The sequence below is a fragment of the Brachybacterium sp. UNK5269 genome (assembly GCF_049266655.1).
In the GTDB taxonomy this organism is placed as follows: Bacteria; Actinomycetota; Actinomycetes; order Actinomycetales; family Dermabacteraceae; genus Brachybacterium.
In genome coordinates this window covers 361,576-384,653 of record NZ_CP184883.1, presented here as the reverse complement: position 1 = coordinate 384,653, position 23,078 = coordinate 361,576, and the positions used below count along the sequence as shown (strand labels likewise).

Here is a 23,078-nt window from a genome sequence, read left to right as displayed (position 1 = left end):
CGGCCCCCTCACCGCCCTCATCGCCGGGGCATGAGCGGGTCGATCCGCACCACCTCGCCGCCGCGCAGATGCAGGCGGTCGAGGCCGGGCAGCGGGGTGCGGGTGCTCAGCCGCGGCACGGCCGGCTGATCGGGTCCCGGCGGCAGCGCCTCCCCGAAGCAGACCCCGCACGGCAGCACGCCGAGCGCCTGGTCGCGCCGGGCCGTCCAGTCCACCTGCGCCTGCCGGGCGCGGCGGATCCAGGGTCCGCCGACGGGACGGCACGCCCCGGCGTCGTCCCTCCCGTGGAGCGGGCAGCGCGGCGGCCGCGGGGTCACCAGCACCGGCAGGGCCCGCAGGGCGGGCACCCGCGGATCAGCGCCGGTGGGGACCACGTCCAGACCCTCCGGCCCCATCCGCAGCACCGCCGCCTGGCCCTGCTCGCGGGCCACGTGCAGCGCGGTCTCGAGGGCCTGTTCGGGATGCACCGCCAGCTGGTCCTCGCGCGCGGCGACCGCCGGCTCGAACCAGTCCCGGCCGACGCCGACGAGGGCGCCGCGCGCGACCATCCCGGCCCGCCGGCGCAGGGCGCCCGCCACCAGCGGCAGCCGGTACCAGCCGCCGCCGGCGGGCGCCGCATCCCGGACCGGACCGGCCCGCACCTCGAACGGGGCCGCCCCTCCGCCGAGGTCCCCCACAGTCGGGCCCTCGGCCGCCGCGGTGGGCAGCACCGGTCCCAGCGCGGGCAGCACCAGCCAGGTGTGGTCCAGCACGAGCGGCACCCGCGCCTGCAGCGCCGCCCGGACCTCCGCGGGCTCCGGCGGCGCGGTGGGCTCCCGGCGCCGGAAACCGAGCTCCTCCTGGTCGGGCCCGGGCACCGTCTCGCCCAGCAGCGGGTCCGCGCTCGCGGTGATCGGCCCCAGCCCCGGCACGTCCAGCTCGATCAGCTGGTCCCGCCAGGTCGCGGCGAAGGCGTCGAGGGGCAGGGACTGCTCGGACATCGGCTCCCCCTTCCGAGGGTTCCCCTCCGGCACCCCCGCCTGCGACGCTACCGCCGGGCACCGACGGACGAACCGGCCCCGTGGGGCGTCGGCGACGGGCCTCGTAGACTCAGCGGGTGCGGTGCCATCATTACGAGTCCGGGGAGTGCAGCTCCTGCACCCTCCTGGACCTCCCCCGCCCGCAGCAGCTCGCCGCGGGCCGTGCCCGCGTCGAACAGCTGCTGGCCGCTCACCTCGCCCCCGGCGTCGCCTGGTCACCGCCGATCATCGGCCCCGAGGCCGGCTTCCGCGCCCGCGGGAAGATGGCGGTCGGCGGCACGGCGCAGGAGCCGGTGCTGACCCTGCCCGGCCAGGCCTCCGGCGCCGACCTCTGCGACTGCCCGCTCTACCCCGACGGCGTCGAGGAGGTCCTCGAGGGCGTGAAGGCGCTGATCCGGTGGGCCCAGGTGCCGCCGTACGACGTCGCCCGCCGCCGCGGCGAGATCAAGAACGTGCTGGTCACCGCTTCTCCGGACGGTGAGCACCTGCTGCGCCTGGTGCTGCGCAGCGAGCGGGCGCTGCCCAGGATCCGCGAGCACCTGCCGCGGCTGCTCGCGGCGCACCCCTCGATCGTGGCCGTCACCGCCAACCTCCACCCCGACCACACCACCCGCGTGGAGGGCGCGACCGAGATCATGCTGGCCGGCGCCGACTCGCTGCCGATCCGCACCGGGGACGTCACCCTGTTCTCCCGCCCGCAGTCCTTCCTGCAGACCAACACCGAGGTCGCCGGACAGCTGTACCGCCAGGTCGCCGACTGGGCCCGCGAGCTCGCCGCCCAGCACGCCGCGTCCCCCCGCGTCTGGGACCTCTACTGCGGCCTCGGCGGCTTCGCCCTGCACGTCGCCCGCGCCGTCCCCGGTGCCCGCGTCACCGGCGTCGAGGTCTCCGCCGAGGCCATCGAGGGCGCCCGGCAGGCGGCCGCCGCGCAGGACATCCCCGCCGACTTCCTGGTCGCCGACGCGACGGACTGGGCGATCGCGGAGGCCGCCGGCCCCGCGGGCGCTCCGGACCTCGCGATCGTCAATCCGCCCCGGCGCGGGATCGGCGAGCGCCTGGCGGCCTGGCTCGAGGGCTCCGGCGTCCGTGATGTCATCTACTCCAGCTGCAACCCCGCCACCCTGGCCACCGATCTCGCCGCGATGCCCTCCCTGCACATCACCGCCGGACGCTACGTCGACCTGTTCCCGCACACCGAGCACGCCGAGGTGGTCGTGCGCCTGCACCGCACCGCCTCCCCCGAGACCGAAGGACACCCATGACCGACACCGCCCCCGCCCCCGTGACCCCCGAGACCCAGCTGAGCGCCGTCACCCGCACCGTCACCCCCACCGCCGACGGCTTCATCGTCTCCCTCGCCCAGACCTTCGCGGTCGATGCCGAGGACATCTGGTCCGCGCTCACCATCGGTGAGCACCTGGCCTCCTGGTTCGGCCGCGCGAGCGGCGACGCGGTCGAGGGCGGCCGCTACGAGCTGCCGGACATGGAGACCCGCGGCACGGTGCTCGCGATCGACGCCCCGCACCGCCTGCTGCTGAGCTGGGAGGTCGGCCGCAGCGCGAGCACCCTCGAGCTGCTGGTCACCCCCGAGGAGGGCGAGCGGACCCGCACCCGCTTCGAGCTGCGCCACACCGTGCCCGACGACGCCCACTGGGAGGCCTTCGGCCCCTCGGCCACCGGCTGCGGCTGGGACGCCGCCCTCTACGCCCTGGCCCTGCACCTCGAGGACCCGGAGGCGCATCTGATGAGGCGGCTCGGGGAGTTCGCCGGCTCCGCGGCGGGCGCGGCCTTCACCCGCGCCACGGCCGACGCCTGGTTCGAGGCGCACGTCGCCACCGGCGCCGACAAGAAGCCCGCCCGCAAGGCCTCGGTGCGCGCCGCCGCCTTCTACCTCGGTGAGGAGACCGACCTCTCGTGAGCGCCGCCGTCCGCCTGCTGACCCTGGGCGGCACCATCTTCATGACCGAGGAGACGGCCGACGGGCATGCCCGCCCTGACGACCTCGCCGGGGCCCGCCTGGTCGCCTCCGCCCGGTACGGGGTCTCCGTCTCCACCCATCCCCTGGCCAACGTCTCCTCCTCGGACGTCCGCCCGCACCATCTGCGCTCGGCGCTCGAGCTGGCGCGGGAGGCGGTCGACGCCGGCGCGCAGGGCGCCGTGCTCACCCACGGCACCGACACCCTCGAGGAGTCCGCCTTCCTGCTCGATCGCTACTGGGACCGGGAGGCGCCGCTGGTGCTGACCGGCGCCATGCGGCCGGCGAGCGCTCCCGGCGCCGACGGGCCGGCGAACCTGCGCGATGCGGTGCGCACGGCGGTCGCCCCGTCGGCCCGCGGGCTCGGCGTGCTGGTGGTCTTCGACGCCCAGGTGCACCTCGCGGACCAGGTCTCCAAGGCGTCCTCCCGCTCCGTCTCGGCCTTCTCCTCGTTCCCCGCGGGCCCGCTCGCCCTGGTCCACGAGCACGACGTGCAGCTGCTGCACCGGCCGCTGCCGCGCCGGGCCCGACTGCCCGGCGCCCCGATGGACCGCCTCCCGTCCGTCCCGGTCCTCACCGCGGGCCTCGACGAGGACCTCGGCCTGCTCGACCATCTCCCGCCCCACGAGCTCGCCGGCCTGGTGATCGCCGGGGTCGGGATGGGCCATGTCTCGCCCGCCGCGATGCCCCGCCTGCGCCGGCTGCTGGCCGGCGGCACCCCCGTCGTGGTCGCCACCCGGATCGGCGCCGGCGGCACCTCCACCCACCACTACGCCTACCCCGGCAGCGAGGTGGACCTGCTGGAGGCCGGCGCGGTGATGGCCGGGCTGCTGCCGCCGGCGAAGGCGCGCCTGCTGCTGCAGGCCCTGCTCGCCGACGGCAGCACCCCGGAGCGGATCCGCGAGGAGTTCGCCGCCTACGCCTCCTGAGCGCGGACCCGCAGGATCTCGGCGACCGGGGCGCCGTCGGCCTCCGGGAACCGCAGACCCAGCAGATGCGCGAAGGTCGCCGCCTCGTCGGGGATGCTGCAGGAGGTGAACCGGGTCCCAGCGGCGATGTCCGGCCCCACCATTGCGAACACGGGCTGGATGTCCTGCTCGGGCAGGTGGCCGTGCTGCGAGAGCAGGAAGGTGTAGTCCGCATCGAAGCGGCCGTACAGCGAGCGGCCCTCCCAGAGGTTCTGGAAGTTGGTGCCGCTGGCGCCCTCGAGGACGCCGAGGAAGGGGCCCGCGTAGCCGTAGTCCGCGCGCATGCGCGTCAGCGGGTGGAAGGCCTGGACCGGCACCTCCGGATCGGCGACCCACTCCTGGACCAGCGCGAGGATCTTCTCCCGGGTGGCGTCGTCGGCCTCCGGGTGCAGGTGCAGCTGACCGGTGAGGCCGCAGCCGTGCACCCAGGCGTCCCACGAGCTGACCTCCCCCGCCGCGTCCAGCCGCACGAAGCCCCGCTCGGCCAGCTGACGGTTGGCGCGGAAGCAGCGGCCCACCTCGACGTGGCCGTGGTCGGAGACGATCGCGACGTTGGTCCGCTCCGCGATCCCCGCCTCCTCGAGGGCGTCGAGGATCTCGCCCACCCAGCCGTCGACCCGCACGAAGGCCTCCTTCGCCTCGTCGGTGAAGCGACCGGTCGCGTGGCGGGCGGAGTCCACGTCGACCAGGTGCACGAACAGCACGTCGGGCTGCTCCCGGCGGATGATGTCGGTGGCCACCGAGGTGTTGAAGCGGCCGAAGACGTGCTTGCGCTGCCAGCTGATCTCCCCGCGGTGGCGCTGGACGTACTCCCGTCCGCGCGGCGAGGAGGCCTCGTGCAGCACCTCCAGGGTCGGCTCGAGCCCGGCCCGGTCCCAGATCTCGGGCACCGCGATGTCGATCGACGGGGACCAGCCGGTGACCGGCCAGCCCACGCTGGCCGAGGTCAGGCCCCGCTCCCCGGCCAGGTCGAAGAGAGTGGGGCAGGTGATGTCGCGCGCGTCCCAGAACCACTCCGGCGCCCGCACGCCCGGGGAGAGCTTCTCGTTGGCGTAGATGCCGTGCCCGGCGGCGGTGCGGGCGGTGGTCTGCGCGGTGTGGTTGGGGTACGTCACCGTCGGGTAGATCGCCTCGGCGCCGCCCCAGGCGCCCGCCAGCACCCGTGCAACGTTCGGCAGGGTGCGGGCGAAGGGCACGTCGACCACGCTCATCGCGTCGATCGAGAGCACCACCAGATGGCGGCGCTCGCCGGGGCCCGCCGCCGGGGCGGCGGGAGGCTCGGTCAGGACGGTGTCGGACATGGCGGACTCCTCGGGGCAGGCGACGTGGACGCGCTCCCACGCTAGGGAGCCCAGGTCGCGGCCCGAGGACGCCGGGGTGAACCGCCGGGGAACAGCGCCCGGCGGCTCAGCGGCTCACACGGAGCGGCACAGGCAGAACGGGTGCCCTGCGGGGTCCACGTAGACCCGGAAGCTGCCGGAGGCCGAGGGCTGGTGGTCGTGCGGGGTCGCACCGAGGGCGAGGGCCCGGGGTTCGGCCTCGTCGATGTCGGAGACCGAGAAGTCGAGGTGGAACTGCTGGGGATGCGCACCGCCGGGCCAGGTGGGGCGCTCGAAGTCCTCGATGCGCTGGAAGGCGAGGGTGGCCTCCCCGTCGGGGTTCTCGGGGGTGTGGCCGCCGCGCGGCGGGGTGAGCTGCGCCCAGTCGGCGTCGCTGCCCTCCTCGATCCGCCAGCCCATCAGCTTGGCGTAGAAGGTGGCCAGCTCCAGGGCATCGGGGCAGTCGATGACGATGAGATCGAGCTTCGGGATGACGGGTTCCTGCTCCAGGTTCTCCATGGGGCCACCGTAGGAGCCGCACGGCCCGGAGGGAAGGGCCCGCCGGGACCGGCGTGCTGTCCGCCCAGGGCGGAGGGCGCCGAGCGCCACGGCCCGCGCTCCGATGACAGACTGGGGACATATACCGTGCGCATCGACCGTCGAAAGGTGACCTGATGACCATTCCTGCCGATCCCACCCCTGCCCTGCAGGAGTACGCCCATCCCGAGAAGCTCGTGACCACCCGGTGGCTCGCCGAGCAGCTCGAGGCCGGCCGCCCCGCGGATCTCGTGGTCGTCGAGTCCGACGAGGACGTCCTGCTCTACGAGACCGGCCACATCCCCGGCGCCGTGAAGATCGACTGGCATCTGGACCTCAACGACCCGGTCACCCGCGACTACGTCGACGGCGAGGGCTTCGCCCGGCTCATGGACGCCTCCGGCATCACCCGCGAGACGACCGTGGTGATCTACGGCGACAAGTCGAACTGGTGGGCCGCCTACGCGCTGTGGGTCTTCGAGCTGTTCGGCCACCCCGACGTGCGGCTGCTCGACGGCGGCCGCGCCGCCTGGCAGGCCGAGGGCCGCGAGCTGACCACCTCGACCGCCGACGTCCCGACCGCCACCACCGGCTACCCGGTGATCGAGCGCGAGGACGCCCCGATCCGCGCCTTCCGCGAGGACGTGCTTACGCACCTGGGCGGTCCGCTGATCGACGTGCGCTCCCCGCAGGAGTACTCCGGCGAGCGCACGCACATGCCCGACTACCCGCAGGAGGGCACGGTGCGCGGCGGCCACATCCCCACCGCGCGCTCGGTGCCGTGGGCCCGCGCCGCCGCGGAGGACGGGCGCTTCCGCCCCCGCGCCGAGCTCGAGGCGATCTACCAGCAGGAGCTCGGCTTCGAGACCGGCACCCCGACCATCGTGTACTGCCGGATCGGCGAGCGCTCCGCGCACAGCTGGTTCGTGCTGACCTACCTGCTCGGCTTCGAGGACGTGCGCAACTACGACGGCTCCTGGACGGAGTGGGGCAACGCCGTGCGCCTGCCCATCGCCCAGGGCACCGAGCCCGGCGAGGTGCCGGCCCGATGAGCCCCGAGAGCGCGCTGCCCGCGGCCTTCGCCGAGATCGCCGACGACTTCCACGCCCTCGGCGGGAAGGACCGGCTGCAGCTGCTGCTGGAGTTCTCGCAGGGCCTTCCCGAGCTCCCGGAGCGCTACGCCGAGCATCCCGAGCTGCTCGAGCCGGTCCCCGAGTGCCAGTCGCCGATCTTCCTGGTCACCGAGGTCGACGGCGTCGGCCGCGAGGCGACCGCGCACCTGTTCTTCTCGGCCCCGCCAGAGGCGCCGACCACCCGCGGCTTCGCCGCGATCCTGGCCGAGGCCCTCGACGGCCGCACGGTCGGCGAGGTGCTCGACACCCCGGAGACGGTCACCGGCGCGCTCGGTCTCGCCGAGGTGGTCAGCCCCCTGCGGCTGAACGGCATGGCGGGCATGCTGGCCCGCATCAAGCGCCAGCTCAGCCTGAAGGCTGCGGTCTGATCCTGCCGGTCAGGACGAGGGCGGGGTGCGCGGAGGGGTCCGCCGCGGCGCCTCGCCCTCGCGGTGCCCGTACCTCCCGTACGCCCGCTCGGCGCCGGACCGCAGCACGCTGAACGCCGTGCGCCCGGCCTCGGACTGCGCGAACTCGAAGGCCGCCTGGGCGCGGCGGGCGACGCCCGCCCGCTCCTCGGCGGGCGCCGCGCCGTCCTCGATCGCCGGCAGCTCCCCGCTCTCGATCCGGCGGTGCCTCTCGCGCGCCACCGTCAGCTCGAGCGGCACCCGCACCTGCCGCACCAGCGTCGCCCGCATGTCCTCGCGGATCGTCCGCTCCTGCTCCGCGAGGTAGGCCTCGAGGTCCTCCGCCTCCTCCTCGAGCGCGAAGGCGCGCCCCAGCAGGTAGGACGCGAGGTCCGAGGCCACCTCGAGCGAGAGGCCGTAGAGGTCGGCGGAGCTGGGCGCGGCCAGCAGCTCCGTCGCGTCGTCCCGCTCCAGCAGGCTCGGGGCGATCTCGACGGCGGACAGCACGTCCTCGACGAAGGCGTGGAAGCTCGCGTCCCCCGGGACGTCCGCCGCGCGCAGCTCGGCGCGACCGACCTCCTCCGGCAGTCGCACCCTCGCGACCCCTTCCCGGGCGAACTCGTCCTGGGCGGCGCGGCGCATCAGTCGGCGCGCCGCGCGCACCAGATGGCCGGCGTCGGCGTCGCGCGGGATCTCGGGCGCCACCATGCGGGCGTCCGTCACCACGCTCGACCGGACGGTCGAGTCGGCGACGCGCCGCCGGGCGGCGGCCGGAACCGCGGCGATCCGGTCCCTGAGCCGGGAGATCGAGGTCATGGGGGTGCCTCCTGAGCAGTCGGTTCGCGTCCATCGTACGGAGCCCCCGCACCGGGGCCGTGTAGCTTCTGTGGTGACCAGTCGGTCACCACCTGCGGGAACACGGCACTTCCGCTTCCCGTTGGGATCGACAAGGATCAACGCACGACATCACTGAACCTACGGAGGAGACACCATGGCTGAACTCGCCTACACCGTTCCCGGACTCGGCTCGGACGACTCGCGCCGCCTGATCGAGGTTCTGCAGGACCGCCTGCACGCGATGAACGACCTCCAGCTGACGCTGAAGCACGCGCACTGGAACGTCACCGGCTCGCGCTTCATCGCGGTCCACGAGATGCTCGATCCGCAGGTCGTCGAGGTCCGCGGCTACGCCGACGACCTCGCGGAGCGGATCGCCCAGCTGGGCGGCTCCCCCGTCGGCACCCCGGGCCGGCTGGTCGCGGAGCGCAGCTGGACCGACTACTCGCTGGGCAAGGGCGACTCCCAGGAGCACCTGCGCGCCCTGGACGAGGTCTACACCGGCATCATCTCCTCGAACCGCAAGTCGATCACCCTGGCCGGTGAGCTCGACCCGATGACCGAGGACATCCTCGTCGAGCAGACCCGCGGGCTCGAGAAGTTCCAGTGGTTCATGCGCGCCCATCTCGAGGGCTCGCAGGCCTGACCCGCCGCTCGGGGTCGGGGGTACCGTGAGGTGCCCCCGACCCCGAGGAGGATCCGGCATGCCCATCGCCGACCCGAGCGCCGACGAGCTGACCCTGCTGCAGGACGAGGCGGTGCGGTTCACCCGCGAGCTGATCCGCATCGACACCACGAACTTCGGCGGCAACGACCCGCTGACCTGGGGCAAGGGCGAGGCCGAGGCGGCGCGGCACGTCGTCGCGGCGCTGCGCGAGGTGGGCCTGGAGCCCGTCGTCCACGAATCGGCGCCGGGCCGTCCCAGCGTGCTCGTGCGGATCCCGGGCGAGGACCGCGAGCGCGGCGGCCTGATGCTGCACGGCCATCTCGACGTGGTGCCGGCCCGCGCCGAGGACTGGAGCGTGGACCCGTTCGGCGCCGAGGTCATCGACGGCATGATCTACGGCCGCGGCGCCGTGGACATGAAGGACATGGTGGGCATGATCCTGGCGCTCGCCCGGCACCTGGCCCGCACCGGGCAGACCCCGCCCCGCGACCTCCTGTTCGGCTTCTTCGCCGACGAGGAGAACGGTAGCGTGTGGGGCGCCCAGTGGCTGGTCGACCACCATCCGGAGCTGTTCGAGAACATCACCGAGGCGATCAGCGAGGTGGGCGGCTACTCGATCACCCTGCCGGAGAAGGACACCGGCGAGGACGTGCGCGCGTACCTGGTGCAGACCGCCGAGAAGGGTCTGGCCTGGGGCCGGCTGCGCGCCACCGGCCGGGCCGGGCACGGCTCCGTCCCCAATGACGAGAACGCCATCGTGCGCCTCGCCCGCGCCATCACCGCGATCGACGAGCACCAGTTCCCCACCGAGTACATCGCCAGCGTGCGCGCCCTGTTCGACGGGATCACCGAGATCACCGGCGTCGGCTGGGACGAGGACGACATCGAGTCGTTCCTGCCGCTGGCCGGCGGTGCCCGCCAGTTCGTCTCCGGCACGCTGCGCGACTCGGTGAACCTGACGATGCTCGAGAGCGGCTACAAGGTCAACGTCATCCCCCAGACCGCGGAGGCCGGCATCGACTGTCGCTTCCTGCCCGGCCACCAGGACGACCTGCTCGCCCTGCTCGACGAGCTGACCGGCGAGCACGTCGAGGTGATCATGGACCACATCGGCATCTCCGTGGACTCCCCCGCGAGTCACCGCTGGTCGACGCGATGACCGGGGCCATCCAGGCCGAGGATCCCGGCTCGCGGGTCCTTCCCTACTGCCTCAGCGCCGGCACCGACAACAAGCCCCTCAGCACGCTCGGCATCGCCGGCTACGGCTTCGCACCGCTCCAGCTGCCCGCGGATCTCGACTTCGCCCCGCTGTTCCACGGGATCGACGAGCGGGTGCCGGTCGACGCGGTGCGCTTCGGCGCCCGGGTGCTGCTGCGCCTCGCCCGCGACTGCTGAGGGATCGCCGCCGGAGTCGAGTCAGGCCTCGTCGTCCAGCACCGGGCGCAGCAGGTCCTCGGCGAGCAGCCAGTCGGGGATCGGCTCCTCCGGACCCAGTCCCGTGTACCAGCTGGGCAGGTTCCGCAGCACCGCTTCGGTGAGCTCCGCACGGTGGAGCTCCTCCCCGACGTCGTCGGCGCCCTCGGTCTCGACCAGCCACTGCGTGAGGATCGCCAGCGTGCCGCCGGCGAAGAAGCGGCCCGTCCGCTCGATGGGCAGCGAGGCAGGCACCTCGTCGCCGAGCCGGCGCAGCGTCATCACGTGCAGGTCCGACAGGGTCTTGACCAGGATCATGTAGGTGCGATGGGAGAACTTCCAGTCCAGGCCGCCCCGCAGGAAGGCGTGGTGGCGCACCGTGTAGGCGACGAGCGTCGCCGCTCCCGTCTGCACCATCTCCTGGGTCGAGCGGCCGTTCGCCGCGAACTCGAGGGCGCGGGCGTGCTGGATCTCGTACATCCGCGCAAACATCGCGCCCATCAGGTCGTCGAGACCGTTGAAGTGGCTGTAGAACGCCGCCCGGCTCACCCCCGCCCGCTTGGCGAGCGCATTGACGGTGACCTCCCCGTCGGCGGCGGTCAGTTCCCGCGCGGCGGCGAAGATGGCTGCGCGGGTCCTTGCGGGGCGGGGATCCGGGGCACGGTCCGGGGTACTCGACATCGGGCCATAGTAGACCGGAGAACCCGGCGGGGCCTGCGAGGATGCGGCGCCGTGGCGGGAGCGGGTCCGCTCGCCCCCCGGAGCCGAACCGCAGGTCGGCGCACACTCCCGGCCGTCCGACGATACGCTGGGTGCCCCAGGTCGAGAAAGGCGTTCGAGATGCCAGCACGTACCGTGAAGGTCGCGAGCACCAGCGGGCTCCATGCCCGCCCTGCCGCGATCTTCTCCCAGGCCGCCAGCGAGCAGCCCGCAGCCGTCACGATCGAGATGGCCGACGGAGCCCCGGTGAAGGCCTCCAGCATCCTCATGCTGCTGACGCTGAACGTCGGCCATGGGGACGAGGTGACGCTCCGTGCCGAGGGCGAGGGGGCCGAGGAGTCCCTCGAGGCCCTCGCCGCGCTGCTCGCGAAGAACCTCGACGAGGACTTCGAGGACCGCTGAGCGCGGACCCCGGGGCGCACGACGCACGCCACGGGAGATACGAAGGCCCCCGCCGGAAACCGGCAGGGGCCTTCGTCGACCGGGTATCATCCCAGGTCAGGAGCGGTAGCGGCGGGATTTGAACCCGCGGTACGGGGTTACCGTACACTTCATTTCGAGTGAAGCACCTTCGGCCGCTCGGACACGCTACCGCCGGACAGCCTAACCGGAGCACGAGGTCGCGTCCAAACCGCGGCGGCCCGGACGCGAGTGAGATCACTCGCCCGACGGCTCCATAGGACGCCGCACCACCGTCACGTTCCCCGTCGCATGCAGCACCGTCGCATGCGCGGTGGAGCCGAAACGGCCGCGGCTCAGACCGCGATGCCCGATCACCAGCATCCGCGCTCCCGCGGCCGCGGCCAGCAGCCCCTCCGCGACGGTGCGGTCCTCGAGCATCCGCGTCTCCACCACCAGATCGTGGCGGCCGCTCATCGCCCGGGCCACCCCCCGGTCGAGCAGCGACCGTGAGCGGCTCCCCGCGCTCCACGCCTCGGCGCCGCTCTCGTACGGGGAGTGCTCACCCGCCCGCACATGGACCACCCGCAGGGCGACGCCCCAGGCGGTCGCGAGATCCGCCGCCACATCGATCGCGTCACCGGCCGCCTCGGAGCCGTCGTACGCCACCAGCACCGGCCCCGCCCGATGCTGGTCCGATCGAATCACCGCGACCGGGCAACCGGCGTCGTGAAGGATCCCGCGGCTCACGGAGCCGAGCAGCGCGCCCATCACCGGACCCAGCCCCCGGGTGCCCACGACCAGCAGATCGGTGTCGCCGGAGATCTCCTCGAGCACCTCGCGCGGCATGCCCGGACGCAGCTCCGTGGTGACGGGGACCCCCGGGAACTGACGGACCACCGCCTCCGCGGCGTCGTCGAGCAGGCGGCTGGCCTGGTTGCGCGGCCCCGTCGGATCCAGCACCGGGATGCCGGTCATCCCCTGCCCGAGCAGCGGCCACGTCCAGGCGTGGACGAGATGCACGCCGGAACCGGTGTCACGGGCGAGTTCGGCGGCCCAGCGCGCGGCGGCGGCCGACGCGGTGGTGTCGTCGTACCCCACCACGATGTTCGAATCGGTGAAGCCCATGGTCCCACCTCCCGCGCGACCTCATCATCGTCACCCCAGGGTACGCCGCCGGGCACGCCCTGACGAGAGACGCCGACGGTGAGCGCCACCGGGTGCGCGTCGGGGCGGACCCGGTCGCCGCGCCGGGGCGAGCGGAGCGCTTGCGGCCGACGCACGAAAGGACGGTTCTGCGGAGAGGTCGTTCCCCCGGAGTAATTTCCACTGGGGATGGGCGATAACCATTGCTCCACATCGGTCGTTTATCCACATTCCCAGCGGGAGGCTAGACGGCCCGAACAATCCTGCGATCCGGATGGTGACGTGCCTGGGGGACACACATACCCGCTGGCAGGGCACGGTGTGACCGTCACGGCGCGATGTCGGCAACCAACGTTTCCTCCACACGTGACGGTTTTCCACAGATTCACCCACATTCCGCATCTGCCCTTCTCGTCGAATGCGCGTTCGATTAGACTGGGGGTGTGGCGATGGGCAGGCGCTGTTCAGCGGTTTCTTCAGTGGTCGCGCATCTCAGCGGGGAGGGTGTCTCATGGGTGAGTTGGAGCCCGACGGTGACGGCGTCCCGTGCTGGAGTGTGCGGGCGCGGCATGAGCTGACCGAGGACCGGATCGTCCATGACGCTGAGGCGGAGCCCGGCAGCCCGCAGGCCCAGACGGTTATGGCTCTCCATCACACCCTGCGCGGCCGTGCCCGACTGTATGCCCGGCATCTTGAGCTGCTGACCACGTTCTTCGTCCAGGATGCGGAGAACGAGGGGTTGCTGGAGGACGCGGATGTGACCGCGTTGAAGATCGCCACCGGGTTGCGGGTCTCGACCGTGCAGGCCACCGGCATGCTCCGCGATGCCCACCGCGCCGTCCACTGCATGCCCCAGACGTTCGCCTACCTCCAGCGTGGGGATCTCCCGGAGCACTTCCACCATTACCTGCTGCGGCGGGTCCGGGGCCTGACCGAGGAGCAGGCCCGCCAGGTCGACGCCCACCTCGCGCGGGTGGAGCTGCCCTCGGTGCCCCGGGAGTCGTTCGAAGCGCAGGTCCGTCTCGCGGTGCGCCTGGCGACGGCGGGCACCATTCCGGCGCCGGCGTCGTCGCTGCGGTCGGTGGAGATCAGCAATGTCGACGACGAGGCGGGGACGGCGTCGGTGACGATCACCGGTCCGATCCCGGAGATCAAAGCCCTGGTCCACCGCCTCGAGGTCACCTCCCGGACCGTGCAGAAAGCCCAACGCGCCGCGCTGGAGGACGGGCAGGAAGGCCCGCTGCCGTTCGACATCGACGAGAACCTCCGCGAGCGCGGCAAGGCCCTCTCACTGCGGACCCTGCGCTACGCGATCCTGGTCCATTCGATCCTGGATATCGACCCCGTCCAGGAGACGTGCCGGCCCTACAAGATCCTGGTCACGATCCCCGTCACCACCCTGCTGGGTATGGACGAGGCCCCGGGGATGCTGGATGGGTTGACGCCGATCCCGGCCGAGCAGGCCCGTCAGCTCGCCGCGGGTGAGGCGACCTGGCAGCGGATCCTCACCGAGCCCCTCACCGGCGCCTACCTCCCGGTGGCGGCGACCACGTATCAGCCCAGTGCGCAGATGCGCCTCCAGCTGCGGTTGCGTCACCCGGTCTGCGCGGCCCCAGGCTGCACCCGCCCGACCGTGCTGGCGGCCGAGGATGACCACATCATCGAATACGACCACGAGCACCCCGCTGCGGGTGGGCAGACCAGTCTCTGGAACCTCCACCGCCTGTGCTGGGTCCACCACCAGGCCAAGACCGCGGGGCATATCGACCCTGAACGCGACCCCGGTGACGACCCGACCAGGAATCGCGACGGATCCATCCCGGCCACGCCGTTGGAGACCACTTGGACCCTCGGCGGGGATCTGCGCACCCGCACCCGCGAACACACCGACCTCCTCACCCCGCGCACGGCGGCGTTCCTGGACTCCGCGTGGCGGATCCACCAACGCAAACGCGAAGACGCCCTCCGATTGCAGGCCGAGGAGCGCGCCCGCCCCCACCAAGAGCGGGTCGCGGAGCAGCGCTACGAAGCGATCTGCAAGGTCTACCCCAAGCGGCGCCTCATCCCCCCGGCCCACCACACGCCACCCCCCGACAGCGACGACCCACCACCCTTCTGACCGTGCGCCGGAGCCGCAGCGACGACAGCGACGACAGCGACGACAGCGCGACCATCCCCCTCCCACCAGGCAGGGGGCCGTCGCCGTGCATCGGCACCGCCGTGTCGAACGGCAGCGGTCAGGAGACCATCCCCTCCTGGTCGAGCCAGTCGTCGTCGTCCTCGTCGTCCTCGTCGTCGCCCCATTCCCATCTCAGCCCGAAGGTGCCCGGGCCGAAGCGAGCCTCGCTGAGCTGGAGCCGTTCGCGGCGGTCCAGACGCGCCGGCGCGACCGCTTCCCCTGACTCCGTGCGCCGATAGCGCTCGTAGCCCACCGGTTTGCGACCGCCGCGGAACTCGACCTCGATCAGCACGTCGTTCGCACGGCGGGGCAGGCTGTAGAGCGCCCCGGTGACGCTGGTCGCCGGGGCCTGCATCTCGACCCGGTAGGCGAAGGTCGCGACCTGCCCCGCGTCGAGACGACCGTCGACCACCAGCTCCACGCCATAGGCGCGGCGCTCCGGCCACACCACCCGCCGTCGGATGGAGCAGCCCTCGAGCGCGGTGTACACCGGGGCCACGTTCGGCTCGGTGGGGTCGAGGACGTGCACCGCGGGCAGCCGGCAGACCCCGGATTCGAGGGCGCGCACTGCGAGCCGGGAGTCGAACCGCTGGACATCCCGCGCCGAGTCGATGGTCACGAACTGGTGGAAGACCCGCTCGTGCGCGTACTGCTGTGCGGTCGTGAAGCCCAGCTCCAGGAGGGCTTCCCGGAACACCTCCTTGCTGGTGCGCCGTCCGAGGAAGCTCGTCGGCTGCGCCCCGCGCCCCCGCAAGCGGGGTGCGCCGACCAGGTCCGCGAGCGAGTCCGGGGGCCGTCCGAGCAGCTCCTCGAGGGCGGCCACGACTCCCAGGGACTGCTCCCCGCCGGGGAGGCTGCGCCCGGACTGCCAGTTGCTGAGAGTCGCCACGCTCACCGGGCGGTGACGGGCGCGCAGGCGCTGCGAGATCACCGTCAGGGAAAGCTCGCTGCGTTCGATCGCGGCACGGAGCTCACGCGCGAATCTCTCATCATCGTCCGCTGACATCGTCTCGAGGCTCCCCTGCTCCATCGCGTCTCGTCATACTGCGAACCGCCGTGCCACCTGCGGCGGAGCGCCCGTTCAACATTTTGTACATACCTGTAAAACGCCAAGCGTAGCGTGTGCTTCGCCACACGCCGCACCGTTGAGGACGTCGTGGCCGAATCGAAAGGTCCCAGGGAATGAACGCAGTGCAGACGGTCCAGCCTGATGCGACACGGCCGAGGAGCTCCTCGGGCCCGGCGGTCGCCGCGCGAGCTGTGCACTGCTCGTCATTCCGACACCACGGGCCGGTCCGGGCCGAGAGCTCCGTGGGAGCACAGGGGGTGCAGGTGAAGGGCCTCATCATGCCGTGCCAGGCACTGCGAGGCCGACCGCCGGGGGGACACTTCCGCCGGTGATCACCGAAGCACCCCCTCCCCTCCCCTTCCCCCGTGCCCCCGCCCACTCCTCGCATCTCTCCGAGCGCGGCGCAGCTCTGATCCAGATCCCACGAGCTCCGCCCCCGGCGAGAGGAAAGCAGCCTCCAATGACCCAGCACATCGTTCCCGGCTTCAGATCCGACAGCGTCTCCCCCGACCCCGACGAACCGGGGTTCCCCATCCCCTACGCCGAGCCCCGGCCCGTCGAGCACACCCTGCACGGCGACACCATCGGCGCCCGCTACCGCTGGCTGCGCGCCCACGGCTCGCCGGAGGTCGCCGCCCACCTCGCGGCGGAGAACGCCTACACCGATCGGCACACCGCCCGGCTGCGGGACCTGATGGGGACCCTCGGGAAGAGCCTGTCCACCGCGGTGCCCGCACCGCAGCCGTCCGCGCCGGTGCTGGACGGCGGCTGGTGGTACATCGACCGCGAGCAGGGTGGCAACGACGCCACGCTGTCCCGTGTGCGGGACCACGAGGCGCTGCGGGGACCCCAGGGGCTCCCGGTGATCCGCGGCGGCGAGCTGCTCGAGGGCGAGCAGATCCTGCTGCAGGACCGTCGGCGAGTGGCCGGCATCGCGGTCTCGCCCGACCATTCCCTGTTCGCCCGCGCCGAGGTCTCCTACGACGGCTGCATCATCACGGTCACCCGCGTCGAGACCGGCGAGGTCGTCGACCAGGTGCTGCGCGGCGCCGGCCCCGATCTCGTCTTCACGGCCGACGGCACCGCGCTGATCCACACCGCGCTCGACGAGCTCGGCCGTCGCCATCAGGTGCGACGCCATGTGCTCGGCACGGACGGCGCGGACGACACGCTGCTGTTCGAGGAGCCCGACCACTGGGCCGAGCTCGAGCTCACCCCCTCCCGCGACGGCTCCGCGCTGCTCATCCGCTCCGCCTCGCCCGCCGCGAGCGAGGTGTGGATGCTCGAGCTCACCGGGGACCACCGCACTCCGCGCTCCGTGACGGGTCGCCGCTCCGGTCAGCACCCCGTGGTGGAGCACGCCGGCGACCGCCTGCTCATGCTGCGTCCCGACACCGGCGGACGCAGCACCCTGCTCGAGGCGCCGCTGGGGACCACCGGCGACGAGCCGGGCACCGCCGTGCTGCTGACCGCCCGGGACGGCGAGCAGTTCGAGTCCATCGAGGCCTTCGCCGACTTCGTCGCCCTCCAGGTGCGGGCCGACGGACTGCCGGGCGTGCGGATCATCCCCCGTCGCGCCGACGGCTCCCTCGACACCGGCGACGTCCGCGTCGTGGGCCGTGGCGGCGAGCTCGATGCCGTGCACCTCGAGGCCAACCCCGAGTGGACGCAGCGCACGCTCCGCTACAGCGTGACCAGCTTCCTGACCCCCACCGTGATCGCCGAGACGGACCTGGTCAGCGGCGAGAACACGGTGCTGAGCCGGGCCGAGGTGCCGGGCTTCGACGCGGAGCGCTACGTCGAGCGCCGCCTATGGGCGACCTCGCCCGACGGGACCCGGGTGCCGGTCTCGCTGATGGCCCGCCGCGACGTCCCTGCCGACGGCACCGCCCCCGGCATCCTGTACGGGGACGGCGCCTTCGGCACCGCCAACGATCCCGTGCTGATGCCCGAGACCCTGCTGATGCTCGACCGCGGCGTGGTCGTCGCGATCGCCCATGTGCGGGGCGGCGGCGAGATGGGCACCGACTGGCACCAGCAGGGCCGGCGCCTCCAGAAGTCGAACTCCTTCGACGACTTCGTGGCCTGCGCGGATCATCTGGTCGCCACCGGCTGGGTCGCCGAGGACCGCCTCGGCGCCGTCGGCACCGGCGCCGGCGGCCTGCTGGTGGCCGCGGCCGCGAACCGGGCCCCCGAGCGGTTCCGCGCGGTGGTCGCCGGGACGCCCCTGGTGGACCTGCTGGAGACCCTGCTGGCCCCCGACGTGATGCTCACGCTCGAGGAATGGGAGGAATGGGGCGACCCGGCGGAGAACGCGGCCGACTACCACAGCCTGCGCAGCTACAGCCCGGCGGAGAACGTCCGGGAGACCGAGTACCCGGCCGTCTTCGCCTGGACGGCGCTCGAGGGCACCGACGTCCCGGCGGCGTGCGCGGCCATCTGGATCGCCCAGCTGCGCGAGCGGGTCACCTCCGACCTCACCCAGCGGCCGATCCTGCTGCGCTGCACCCCGACGCTGGGCGAGGACGGCGACCCCCGCCTCGAGGGCGTCGCCTGGCTCCTCGACCAGCTGGGCGCCGCTACGCTCGAGGGATGACCCGAGAGCTCCCCGCAGCCCCTGTCCCGCACCGCCGCCCCACGACGAGGGCCTTCCACGGCGACGTGGTGGAGGACCCCTACGAGTGGATGCGGGACAAGACCGACCCCGAGGTGATCGCCCACCTCGAGGCGGAGAACGCCTACGCCGATGCGCGCACCGCGCATCTGGACGCCCTGCGCTCCACGCTGGTGACGGAGTTCGTCGGCCATACGCAGGAGACGGACCTCAGCGTCCCGGTGCGCCGCGACGACTGGTGGTACATCACGCGCACCACCGCGGGCCACGACTATCCGCGCTTCACGCGCGTCGCCGACACCGGCGCGATGCCCCAGGTCGAGCCCGGCGTGATGCTCGAGGGCGAGCAGCTGCTGCTGGATGCCCAGGCCGAGGCCACGGGCCACGAGTTCTACTCGCTGGGCGGGCTCGCGCCCTCCCCCGACCACACCCTGTTCGCCTCGGCGGTCGACACCGCGGGCGATGAGCGCTTCACCCTGCGGGTCGCGGATCTCGCCTCCGGGGAGGTCATCGACGAGTCCGTGACCGGCATCGGCTACGGGCTGGCGTTCTCCGCCGATCAGCAGTGGCTGTTCTACGCGCGCGTCGACGAGGCCTGGCGCCAGCACCAGGTCTGGCGGCACCGCATCGGCTCCCCCGTCGGGACCGACGAGCTGGTCATCGAGGAGACCGACGAGCGGTTCACGATCGGCTTCGACCGCTCCCGCGACGGCTCCACCCTGATCATCCAGTCCGCCTCCACCACCACCACCGAGGCCTGGATGCTGGACCTCCGGCAGCCGACGTCGGCCCCGCTGCCCGCGGGCGGACGCCGCGACGGCGTGGACTACGGGATCGAGCACGGCGGGGACCGGCTGCTGGTGATCCACAACGACGGGCACCGCGGCTTCGCGCTCGCGCAGGCGCCGCTGGGCGATCCGTCGGCCTGGGAGGATCTGCTGGTCGCGGGCGAGGGCGAGCGGCTGCTGGCGGTCGAGGCCTTCGCGACCTTCGTCGCGCTCGAGCTGCGCAGCGGCGGGCTCGCCGCCGTCCGGCTGATCCCCCGCGCGGCCGACGGCTCGCTGCTGATCGATCAGGCCGCCGACATCACCCACGGCGGCGAGCTGGACACCGTCGAGCTGGACACGAACCCGAACTGGGACCAGCGCAGCGTGCGCTACCAGCTGACCAGCATGCTCACCCCGCCCACGGTCGCCGAGCGCGAGGTCGCCACCGGTGCCACCACCGTCCTGCGCGTCACGCCGGTGCCGAACTACGACCCGGAGCTCTACGTCGAGCGGCGCGAATGGGCCACGGCCGCGGACGGCACCGCGATCCCGCTGAGCGTGGTGGCCCGGCGCGAGGTGGCGGCCGACGGCACGGCGCCCGGCTACCTGTACGGCTACGGCTCCTACGAGGTGCCGATCGACCCGTCGTTCGTGCCCACCCGGCTGTCGCTGCTGGACCGCGGCGTGGTGGTCGCGATCGCGCATGTGCGCGGCGGCGGGGAGATGGGCCGGGACTGGTACGAGCACGGGAAGCTGCTGGAGAAGAAGAACTCGTTCAGCGATTTCGTGGCCGCCGCAGGTCACCTCATCGACTCGGGCGCGGTGGCTCCGGGACGGCTCTCCGCGGAGGGCCGCAGCGCGGGCGGGCTGCTGATGGGGGCGGTGGCGAACCTCGCCCCGGAGCTGTTCCGGGCGATCATCGCCGGGGTGCCCTTCGTGGATGCGCTGACCACGATCCTGGATCCCTCGCTGCCGCTGACCGTCGGCGAATGGGAGGAGTGGGGCGACCCGCTGCACGATCCGGAGGTGTACGCCTACATGAAGGAGTACACCCCGTACGAGAACGTGCGCGCCGTGGAGTACCCGGCGATCTTCGCCTCGACCTCGCTGAACGACACCCGGGTGTTCTTCGTCGAGCCCGCCAAGTGGGTCGCGAGGGTGCGCGAGACCGTCACCTCCGACCAGGCTCAGCGACCGATCCTGTTCCGCTGCGAGATGGTCGCCGGGCACGGAGGCCGCTCGGGCCGCTACCGCAAGTGGGAGCAGCGGGCCGACGAGCTCGCCTGGCTGCTCGACCAGCTCGGGGCCACCGAGCTGGTCTGAGCGACGCCGGCTCAGAAGGCGGCGATGACCGCGCCCTCGTAGGTCTCCTCGATGAAGGCGCGGACGTCCTCGGAGTGGAGGAGCTCGTCGAGCTTCAGCAGCGCCTCGTTCTCGGCGTCCTCGGTGCGGACCACGAGCATGTTCGCGTAGGGGTTGCCCTCCGCGGACTCGAGCACCAGGGCGTCCTCCGCGGGGCTGAGGTCGGCCTCGAGGGCGTAGTTGCCGTTGATCACGGCAGCGGCGAAGTCGCCCATGGTGCGCGGCAGCAGGGCCGCGTCGATCTCCTCGAAGGAGAGGTTCTTCGGGTTCTCGGCGATGTCGTCGACGGTCGCCGCGGTCGGCTCGACACCGTCCATCAGGGCGAGCAGACCCTCGGCGGCCAGCAGCGCGAGGGCGCGGCCGCGGTTGGTGGGGTCGTTCGGCACCCCGATCGCGGCGCCCTCCTCGAGGTCGTCGAGGCTGGTGAGGGTCTCGGAGTAGACGCCGAGCGGCTCGAGGTGGATGCCCTCGAAGGGGGTCAGCTCGTAGCCGTTCTCGGCCATCTCGGTCTCGAGGTAGGGCAGGTGCTGGAAGAAGTTCGCATCCACCTCGCCCTCGCTGAGCAGCCGGTTGGGGATCGGGTACTCGGTCTGCTCCTGCAGGTCGAGCTCGAGGCCCGCATCGGCGGCGAGGTTGTCCTTGACGAAGGTCAGGATCTGCATGTGCGGCAGCGGGGTCGCGGCGATGCGGAGGGTGGTGACGCCGCCCTCCTCGGTCAGCGGGGCCTCCTCCTGACCGCCGCCGCAGGCGGCGAGGGACAGGGCGGCGAGGCCGGCGCCGGAGGCGAACAGGGTGCGGCGGGAGATGGAGCGCATGAGGGGTTCCTCCTGGGGATGGGGGGGTGGACGAGGTCAGGCCGTGCGGGCCCGATGATCGACGGCCCGGGCGAGGCGCGAGCCGAGCAGCTGGACGGCGATCACGATGACGACCAGCAGGATCACGGTCGCGATGATGATCTCGGTCTGGTAGCCGGTGTAGCCGCGGTTGTAGGCGAGCTGCCCGAGCCCGCCGGCGTTCACGGAGCCGGCCATCGCGGTGTAGCCGATGACGGCGATCGTGGTGGTGGTGATCGAGCCGATGATCCCGGGCAGTGCCTCGGGGATCAGCACCTGACGGATCACCTGCCAGCGGCTGGCGCCCATCATCTGCACCGCCTCGATCTTCCCGGCGGGGATCTCGCGCAGGTTCAGCTCGAACAGTCGCGCGGCGAAGGGCACCGCGGCGATGGTCAGCGCGATCATCGCCGCGTTCGGCCCGGTGGAGCGACCGGTGATCGCGGCGGTGATCGGGATCAGGGCGATGATCAGGATGAAGAAGGGGAAGGAGCGCAGCACGTTGACGACGAAGCCGACGACCTGGTTCAGGGTGCGCACCAGCGGGGTCCGCGCGCCCTCGGTCTCGAACAGCGCGATGCCCAGCGGCAGGCCGATCAGCACCGTCAGCACCATGGTCACCGAGGTCATGTAGAGGGTGACCAGGGTGCCCTGCCAGATGCCGCCGTCCCAGCGGGTCAGCAGCGGGTTCTGGGCCCACTCCTGCAGGATCTCGATCATGCGGACACCTCCGTGGCGACCACGCCGGCCGCGTCGAGATCGGCGAGGAAGGCGCTCAGGGTCCGGGCGCCGACGGGGGCGCCGGAGGGGGAGCGCAGGGCGAGCTGGACGCGACCGACCTGTCGGCCGCCGATGGTCTCGATGGTGCCGGCGACGATCGTGGCGCTCGCGTCATGGGTGCCGGCCAGGCGGACCAGGTCCTCGCTGGTGCGCAGCTGCGGGGAGTTGCCGTAGTCGCAGTTGACGATGGTGGCGTCGATCCCGGTGGGCACCGGCGGCAGCGGGATCAGCTCGGCGCTGAGCGGACCGTGGGGGTCCGCGGCGACGTCGACCAGGTCGCCGGTCTGGGTGATCCGGCCGTCCTGCAGCAGCGTCACGGTGTCGCAGACCTCGCGCACCACCGCCATCTCGTGGGTGATGATCACGACGGTGATGCCGAGGCGTCCGCGCAGGTCCCGGATCAGCCGCAGGATCTGCTGCGTGGTCGAGCCGTCGAGCGCGCTGGTGGGCTCGTCGCACAGCAGCACCTGCGGCTCCGCGGCGAGTCCGCGGGCGATGCCGACGCGCTGGATCTGTCCGCCGGAGAGCTGCGCGGGGTGGTTGTGCTCGCGGCCGCTCAGCCCCACCAGCTCGACCAGCTCGGCGACGCGCGCCTGGCGCTGGGCCCGGGGCACCCCGGCGATCTCCAGCGGATGGCCGATGTTCTGGGCGGCGGTGCGGGAGTCCAGCAGGTTCGCGTGCTGGAACACCATGCCGATGTTGCGGCGGGCGGCGCGCAGCCGGGCGCCCTCCAGGGCGGCGACGTCGGTCCCGTCCACCTCGACCCGGCCCGAGGTCGGCTTCTCCAGGCCCGTCAGGCAGCGGATGAGGGTCGACTTGCCGGCGCCGGAGCGGCCGACGATGCCGTGCACGCGGCCCGGTGCGAGGTGGAGGTCGATCCCGTCGAGCGCGACGACGGGGTCTCCCCCGCCGGGTGCGGGGAAGACCTTCGTGAGGCCATCGAGAGTGATCACCA

20 protein-coding genes, 1 tRNA gene and 1 pseudogene are annotated in these 23,078 nt (G+C 72.6%); 11 read left to right on the top strand and 11 right to left on the bottom strand.

Going from position 1 to position 23,078, the window contains the following annotated elements; translation table 11 throughout:
- Positions 1 to 17: 17 nt before the first annotated feature.
- Positions 18 to 980: a hypothetical protein gene (locus ACOJUI_RS01705; protein ID WP_422116386.1), complete on the bottom strand. Its 963-nt coding sequence runs from the start codon at positions 978 to 980 to the stop codon at positions 18 to 20.
- Between the two features lie 116 nt (positions 981 to 1,096).
- Between ACOJUI_RS01705 and rlmC the strand changes: the two genes are divergently transcribed.
- From rlmC to ACOJUI_RS01690, 3 genes are read left to right on the top strand one after another with little or no spacing between them, the layout of a single operon-like run.
- Positions 1,097 to 2,281, top strand: a complete 1,185-nt coding sequence (rlmC, locus tag ACOJUI_RS01700) for a 23S rRNA (uracil(747)-C(5))-methyltransferase RlmC (protein ID WP_422116385.1) — start codon at positions 1,097 to 1,099, stop codon at positions 2,279 to 2,281.
- Positions 2,278 to 2,937 carry an SRPBCC domain-containing protein gene (locus ACOJUI_RS01695; protein ID WP_422116384.1) on the top strand — a complete coding sequence of 220 codons (660 nt, stop codon included), beginning with the start codon at positions 2,278 to 2,280 and terminating at the stop codon, positions 2,935 to 2,937. The genes rlmC and ACOJUI_RS01695 overlap by 4 nt, the downstream gene beginning before the upstream one ends.
- Positions 2,934 to 3,923, top strand: a complete 990-nt coding sequence (locus ACOJUI_RS01690; protein ID WP_422116383.1) for an asparaginase — start codon at positions 2,934 to 2,936, stop codon at positions 3,921 to 3,923. The genes ACOJUI_RS01695 and ACOJUI_RS01690 overlap by 4 nt, the downstream gene beginning before the upstream one ends.
- On the opposite strand, the gene ACOJUI_RS01685 is transcribed toward ACOJUI_RS01690, so the two are convergent.
- Positions 3,911 to 5,263, bottom strand: a complete 1,353-nt coding sequence (locus ACOJUI_RS01685) for an alkaline phosphatase family protein (RefSeq protein ID WP_422116382.1) — start codon at positions 5,261 to 5,263, stop codon at positions 3,911 to 3,913. The genes ACOJUI_RS01690 and ACOJUI_RS01685 overlap by 13 nt on opposite strands.
- A gap of 114 nt (positions 5,264 to 5,377) precedes the next feature.
- Positions 5,378 to 5,800 carry a VOC family protein gene (locus tag ACOJUI_RS01680; RefSeq protein WP_422116381.1) on the bottom strand — a complete coding sequence of 141 codons (423 nt, stop codon included), beginning with the start codon at positions 5,798 to 5,800 and terminating at the stop codon, positions 5,378 to 5,380.
- A 155-nt stretch (positions 5,801 to 5,955) separates the two neighbouring features.
- Between ACOJUI_RS01680 and ACOJUI_RS01675 the strand changes: the two genes are divergently transcribed.
- Together ACOJUI_RS01675 and ACOJUI_RS01670 are read left to right on the top strand one after the other, a co-directional pair.
- A complete protein-coding gene (locus tag ACOJUI_RS01675; RefSeq protein WP_422116380.1) occupies positions 5,956 to 6,870 on the top strand; it encodes a sulfurtransferase in 915 nt (304 codons plus the stop codon).
- Positions 6,867 to 7,319: a SufE family protein gene (locus tag ACOJUI_RS01670; RefSeq protein ID WP_422116379.1), complete on the top strand. Its 453-nt coding sequence runs from the start codon at positions 6,867 to 6,869 to the stop codon at positions 7,317 to 7,319. Before ACOJUI_RS01675 ends, ACOJUI_RS01670 begins: the two co-directional genes overlap by 4 nt.
- A gap of 9 nt (positions 7,320 to 7,328) precedes the next feature.
- Here ACOJUI_RS01670 and ACOJUI_RS01665 read toward each other — a convergent pair whose 3' ends face one another.
- On the bottom strand, positions 7,329 to 8,153 hold the full coding sequence (locus ACOJUI_RS01665; protein ID WP_422116378.1) for a hypothetical protein: 825 nt from the start codon (positions 8,151 to 8,153) through the stop codon (positions 7,329 to 7,331).
- A gap of 175 nt (positions 8,154 to 8,328) precedes the next feature.
- Here ACOJUI_RS01665 and dps point away from each other — a divergent pair, with 175 nt between their 5' ends.
- Both dps and ACOJUI_RS01655 read left to right on the top strand, forming a co-directional pair.
- Positions 8,329 to 8,820: a DNA starvation/stationary phase protection protein Dps gene (gene dps / locus ACOJUI_RS01660; RefSeq protein ID WP_422116377.1), complete on the top strand. Its 492-nt coding sequence runs from the start codon at positions 8,329 to 8,331 to the stop codon at positions 8,818 to 8,820.
- A 58-nt stretch (positions 8,821 to 8,878) separates the two neighbouring features.
- Positions 8,879 to 10,236 (top strand): annotated as a pseudogene (locus ACOJUI_RS01655) (M20/M25/M40 family metallo-hydrolase).
- A 21-nt stretch (positions 10,237 to 10,257) separates the two neighbouring features.
- Here the strand turns inward: ACOJUI_RS01655 and ACOJUI_RS01650 are convergent.
- Entirely contained in the window at positions 10,258 to 10,935 is a 678-nt protein-coding gene (locus tag ACOJUI_RS01650) for a TetR/AcrR family transcriptional regulator (RefSeq protein WP_422116376.1), read from the bottom strand.
- Positions 10,936 to 11,094: 159 nt separating this feature from the next.
- Here ACOJUI_RS01650 and ACOJUI_RS01645 point away from each other — a divergent pair, with 159 nt between their 5' ends.
- The gene (locus ACOJUI_RS01645; RefSeq protein WP_422116375.1) at positions 11,095 to 11,376 is read left to right on the top strand and encodes an HPr family phosphocarrier protein; all 282 of its coding nucleotides are present in this window, start codon (positions 11,095 to 11,097) and stop codon (positions 11,374 to 11,376) included.
- 103 nt (positions 11,377 to 11,479) lie between these two features.
- On the opposite strand, the gene ACOJUI_RS01640 is transcribed toward ACOJUI_RS01645, so the two are convergent.
- Both ACOJUI_RS01640 and ACOJUI_RS01635 read right to left on the bottom strand, forming a co-directional pair.
- A tRNA-Ser gene (locus ACOJUI_RS01640) sits at positions 11,480 to 11,567 on the bottom strand.
- A gap of 64 nt (positions 11,568 to 11,631) precedes the next feature.
- A complete protein-coding gene (locus ACOJUI_RS01635) occupies positions 11,632 to 12,501 on the bottom strand; it encodes a universal stress protein (RefSeq protein WP_422116374.1) in 870 nt (289 codons plus the stop codon).
- A gap of 529 nt (positions 12,502 to 13,030) precedes the next feature.
- Here ACOJUI_RS01635 and ACOJUI_RS01630 point away from each other — a divergent pair.
- Positions 13,031 to 14,638: an HNH endonuclease signature motif containing protein gene (locus ACOJUI_RS01630; RefSeq protein WP_422116373.1), complete on the top strand. Its 1,608-nt coding sequence runs from the start codon at positions 13,031 to 13,033 to the stop codon at positions 14,636 to 14,638.
- 118 nt (positions 14,639 to 14,756) lie between these two features.
- Here the strand turns inward: ACOJUI_RS01630 and ACOJUI_RS01625 are convergent, their stop codons facing one another.
- On the bottom strand, positions 14,757 to 15,704 hold the full coding sequence (locus ACOJUI_RS01625; RefSeq protein WP_422116372.1) for an XRE family transcriptional regulator: 948 nt from the start codon (positions 15,702 to 15,704) through the stop codon (positions 14,757 to 14,759).
- Between the two features lie 523 nt (positions 15,705 to 16,227).
- Here ACOJUI_RS01625 and ACOJUI_RS01620 point away from each other — a divergent pair.
- A complete protein-coding gene (locus tag ACOJUI_RS01620) occupies positions 16,228 to 18,363 on the top strand; it encodes a prolyl oligopeptidase family serine peptidase (RefSeq protein WP_422116371.1) in 2,136 nt (711 codons plus the stop codon).
- The gene (locus ACOJUI_RS01615; protein ID WP_422116370.1) at positions 18,360 to 20,471 is read left to right on the top strand and encodes a S9 family peptidase; all 2,112 of its coding nucleotides are present in this window, start codon (positions 18,360 to 18,362) and stop codon (positions 20,469 to 20,471) included. The genes ACOJUI_RS01620 and ACOJUI_RS01615 overlap by 4 nt, the downstream gene beginning before the upstream one ends.
- Before the next feature lie 11 nt (positions 20,472 to 20,482).
- Here ACOJUI_RS01615 and ACOJUI_RS01610 read toward each other — a convergent pair whose 3' ends face one another.
- From ACOJUI_RS01610 to ACOJUI_RS01600, 3 genes are read right to left on the bottom strand one after another with little or no spacing between them, the layout of a single operon-like run.
- Positions 20,483 to 21,325 carry a MetQ/NlpA family ABC transporter substrate-binding protein gene (locus tag ACOJUI_RS01610; protein WP_422116369.1) on the bottom strand — a complete coding sequence of 281 codons (843 nt, stop codon included), beginning with the start codon at positions 21,323 to 21,325 and terminating at the stop codon, positions 20,483 to 20,485.
- Between the two features lie 36 nt (positions 21,326 to 21,361).
- A complete protein-coding gene (locus ACOJUI_RS01605; RefSeq protein ID WP_422116368.1) occupies positions 21,362 to 22,063 on the bottom strand; it encodes a methionine ABC transporter permease in 702 nt (233 codons plus the stop codon).
- Entirely contained in the window at positions 22,060 to 23,076 is a 1,017-nt protein-coding gene (locus ACOJUI_RS01600; protein ID WP_422116367.1) for a methionine ABC transporter ATP-binding protein, read from the bottom strand. Before ACOJUI_RS01600 ends, ACOJUI_RS01605 begins: the two co-directional genes overlap by 4 nt.
- Positions 23,077 to 23,078 lie beyond the last annotated feature (2 nt).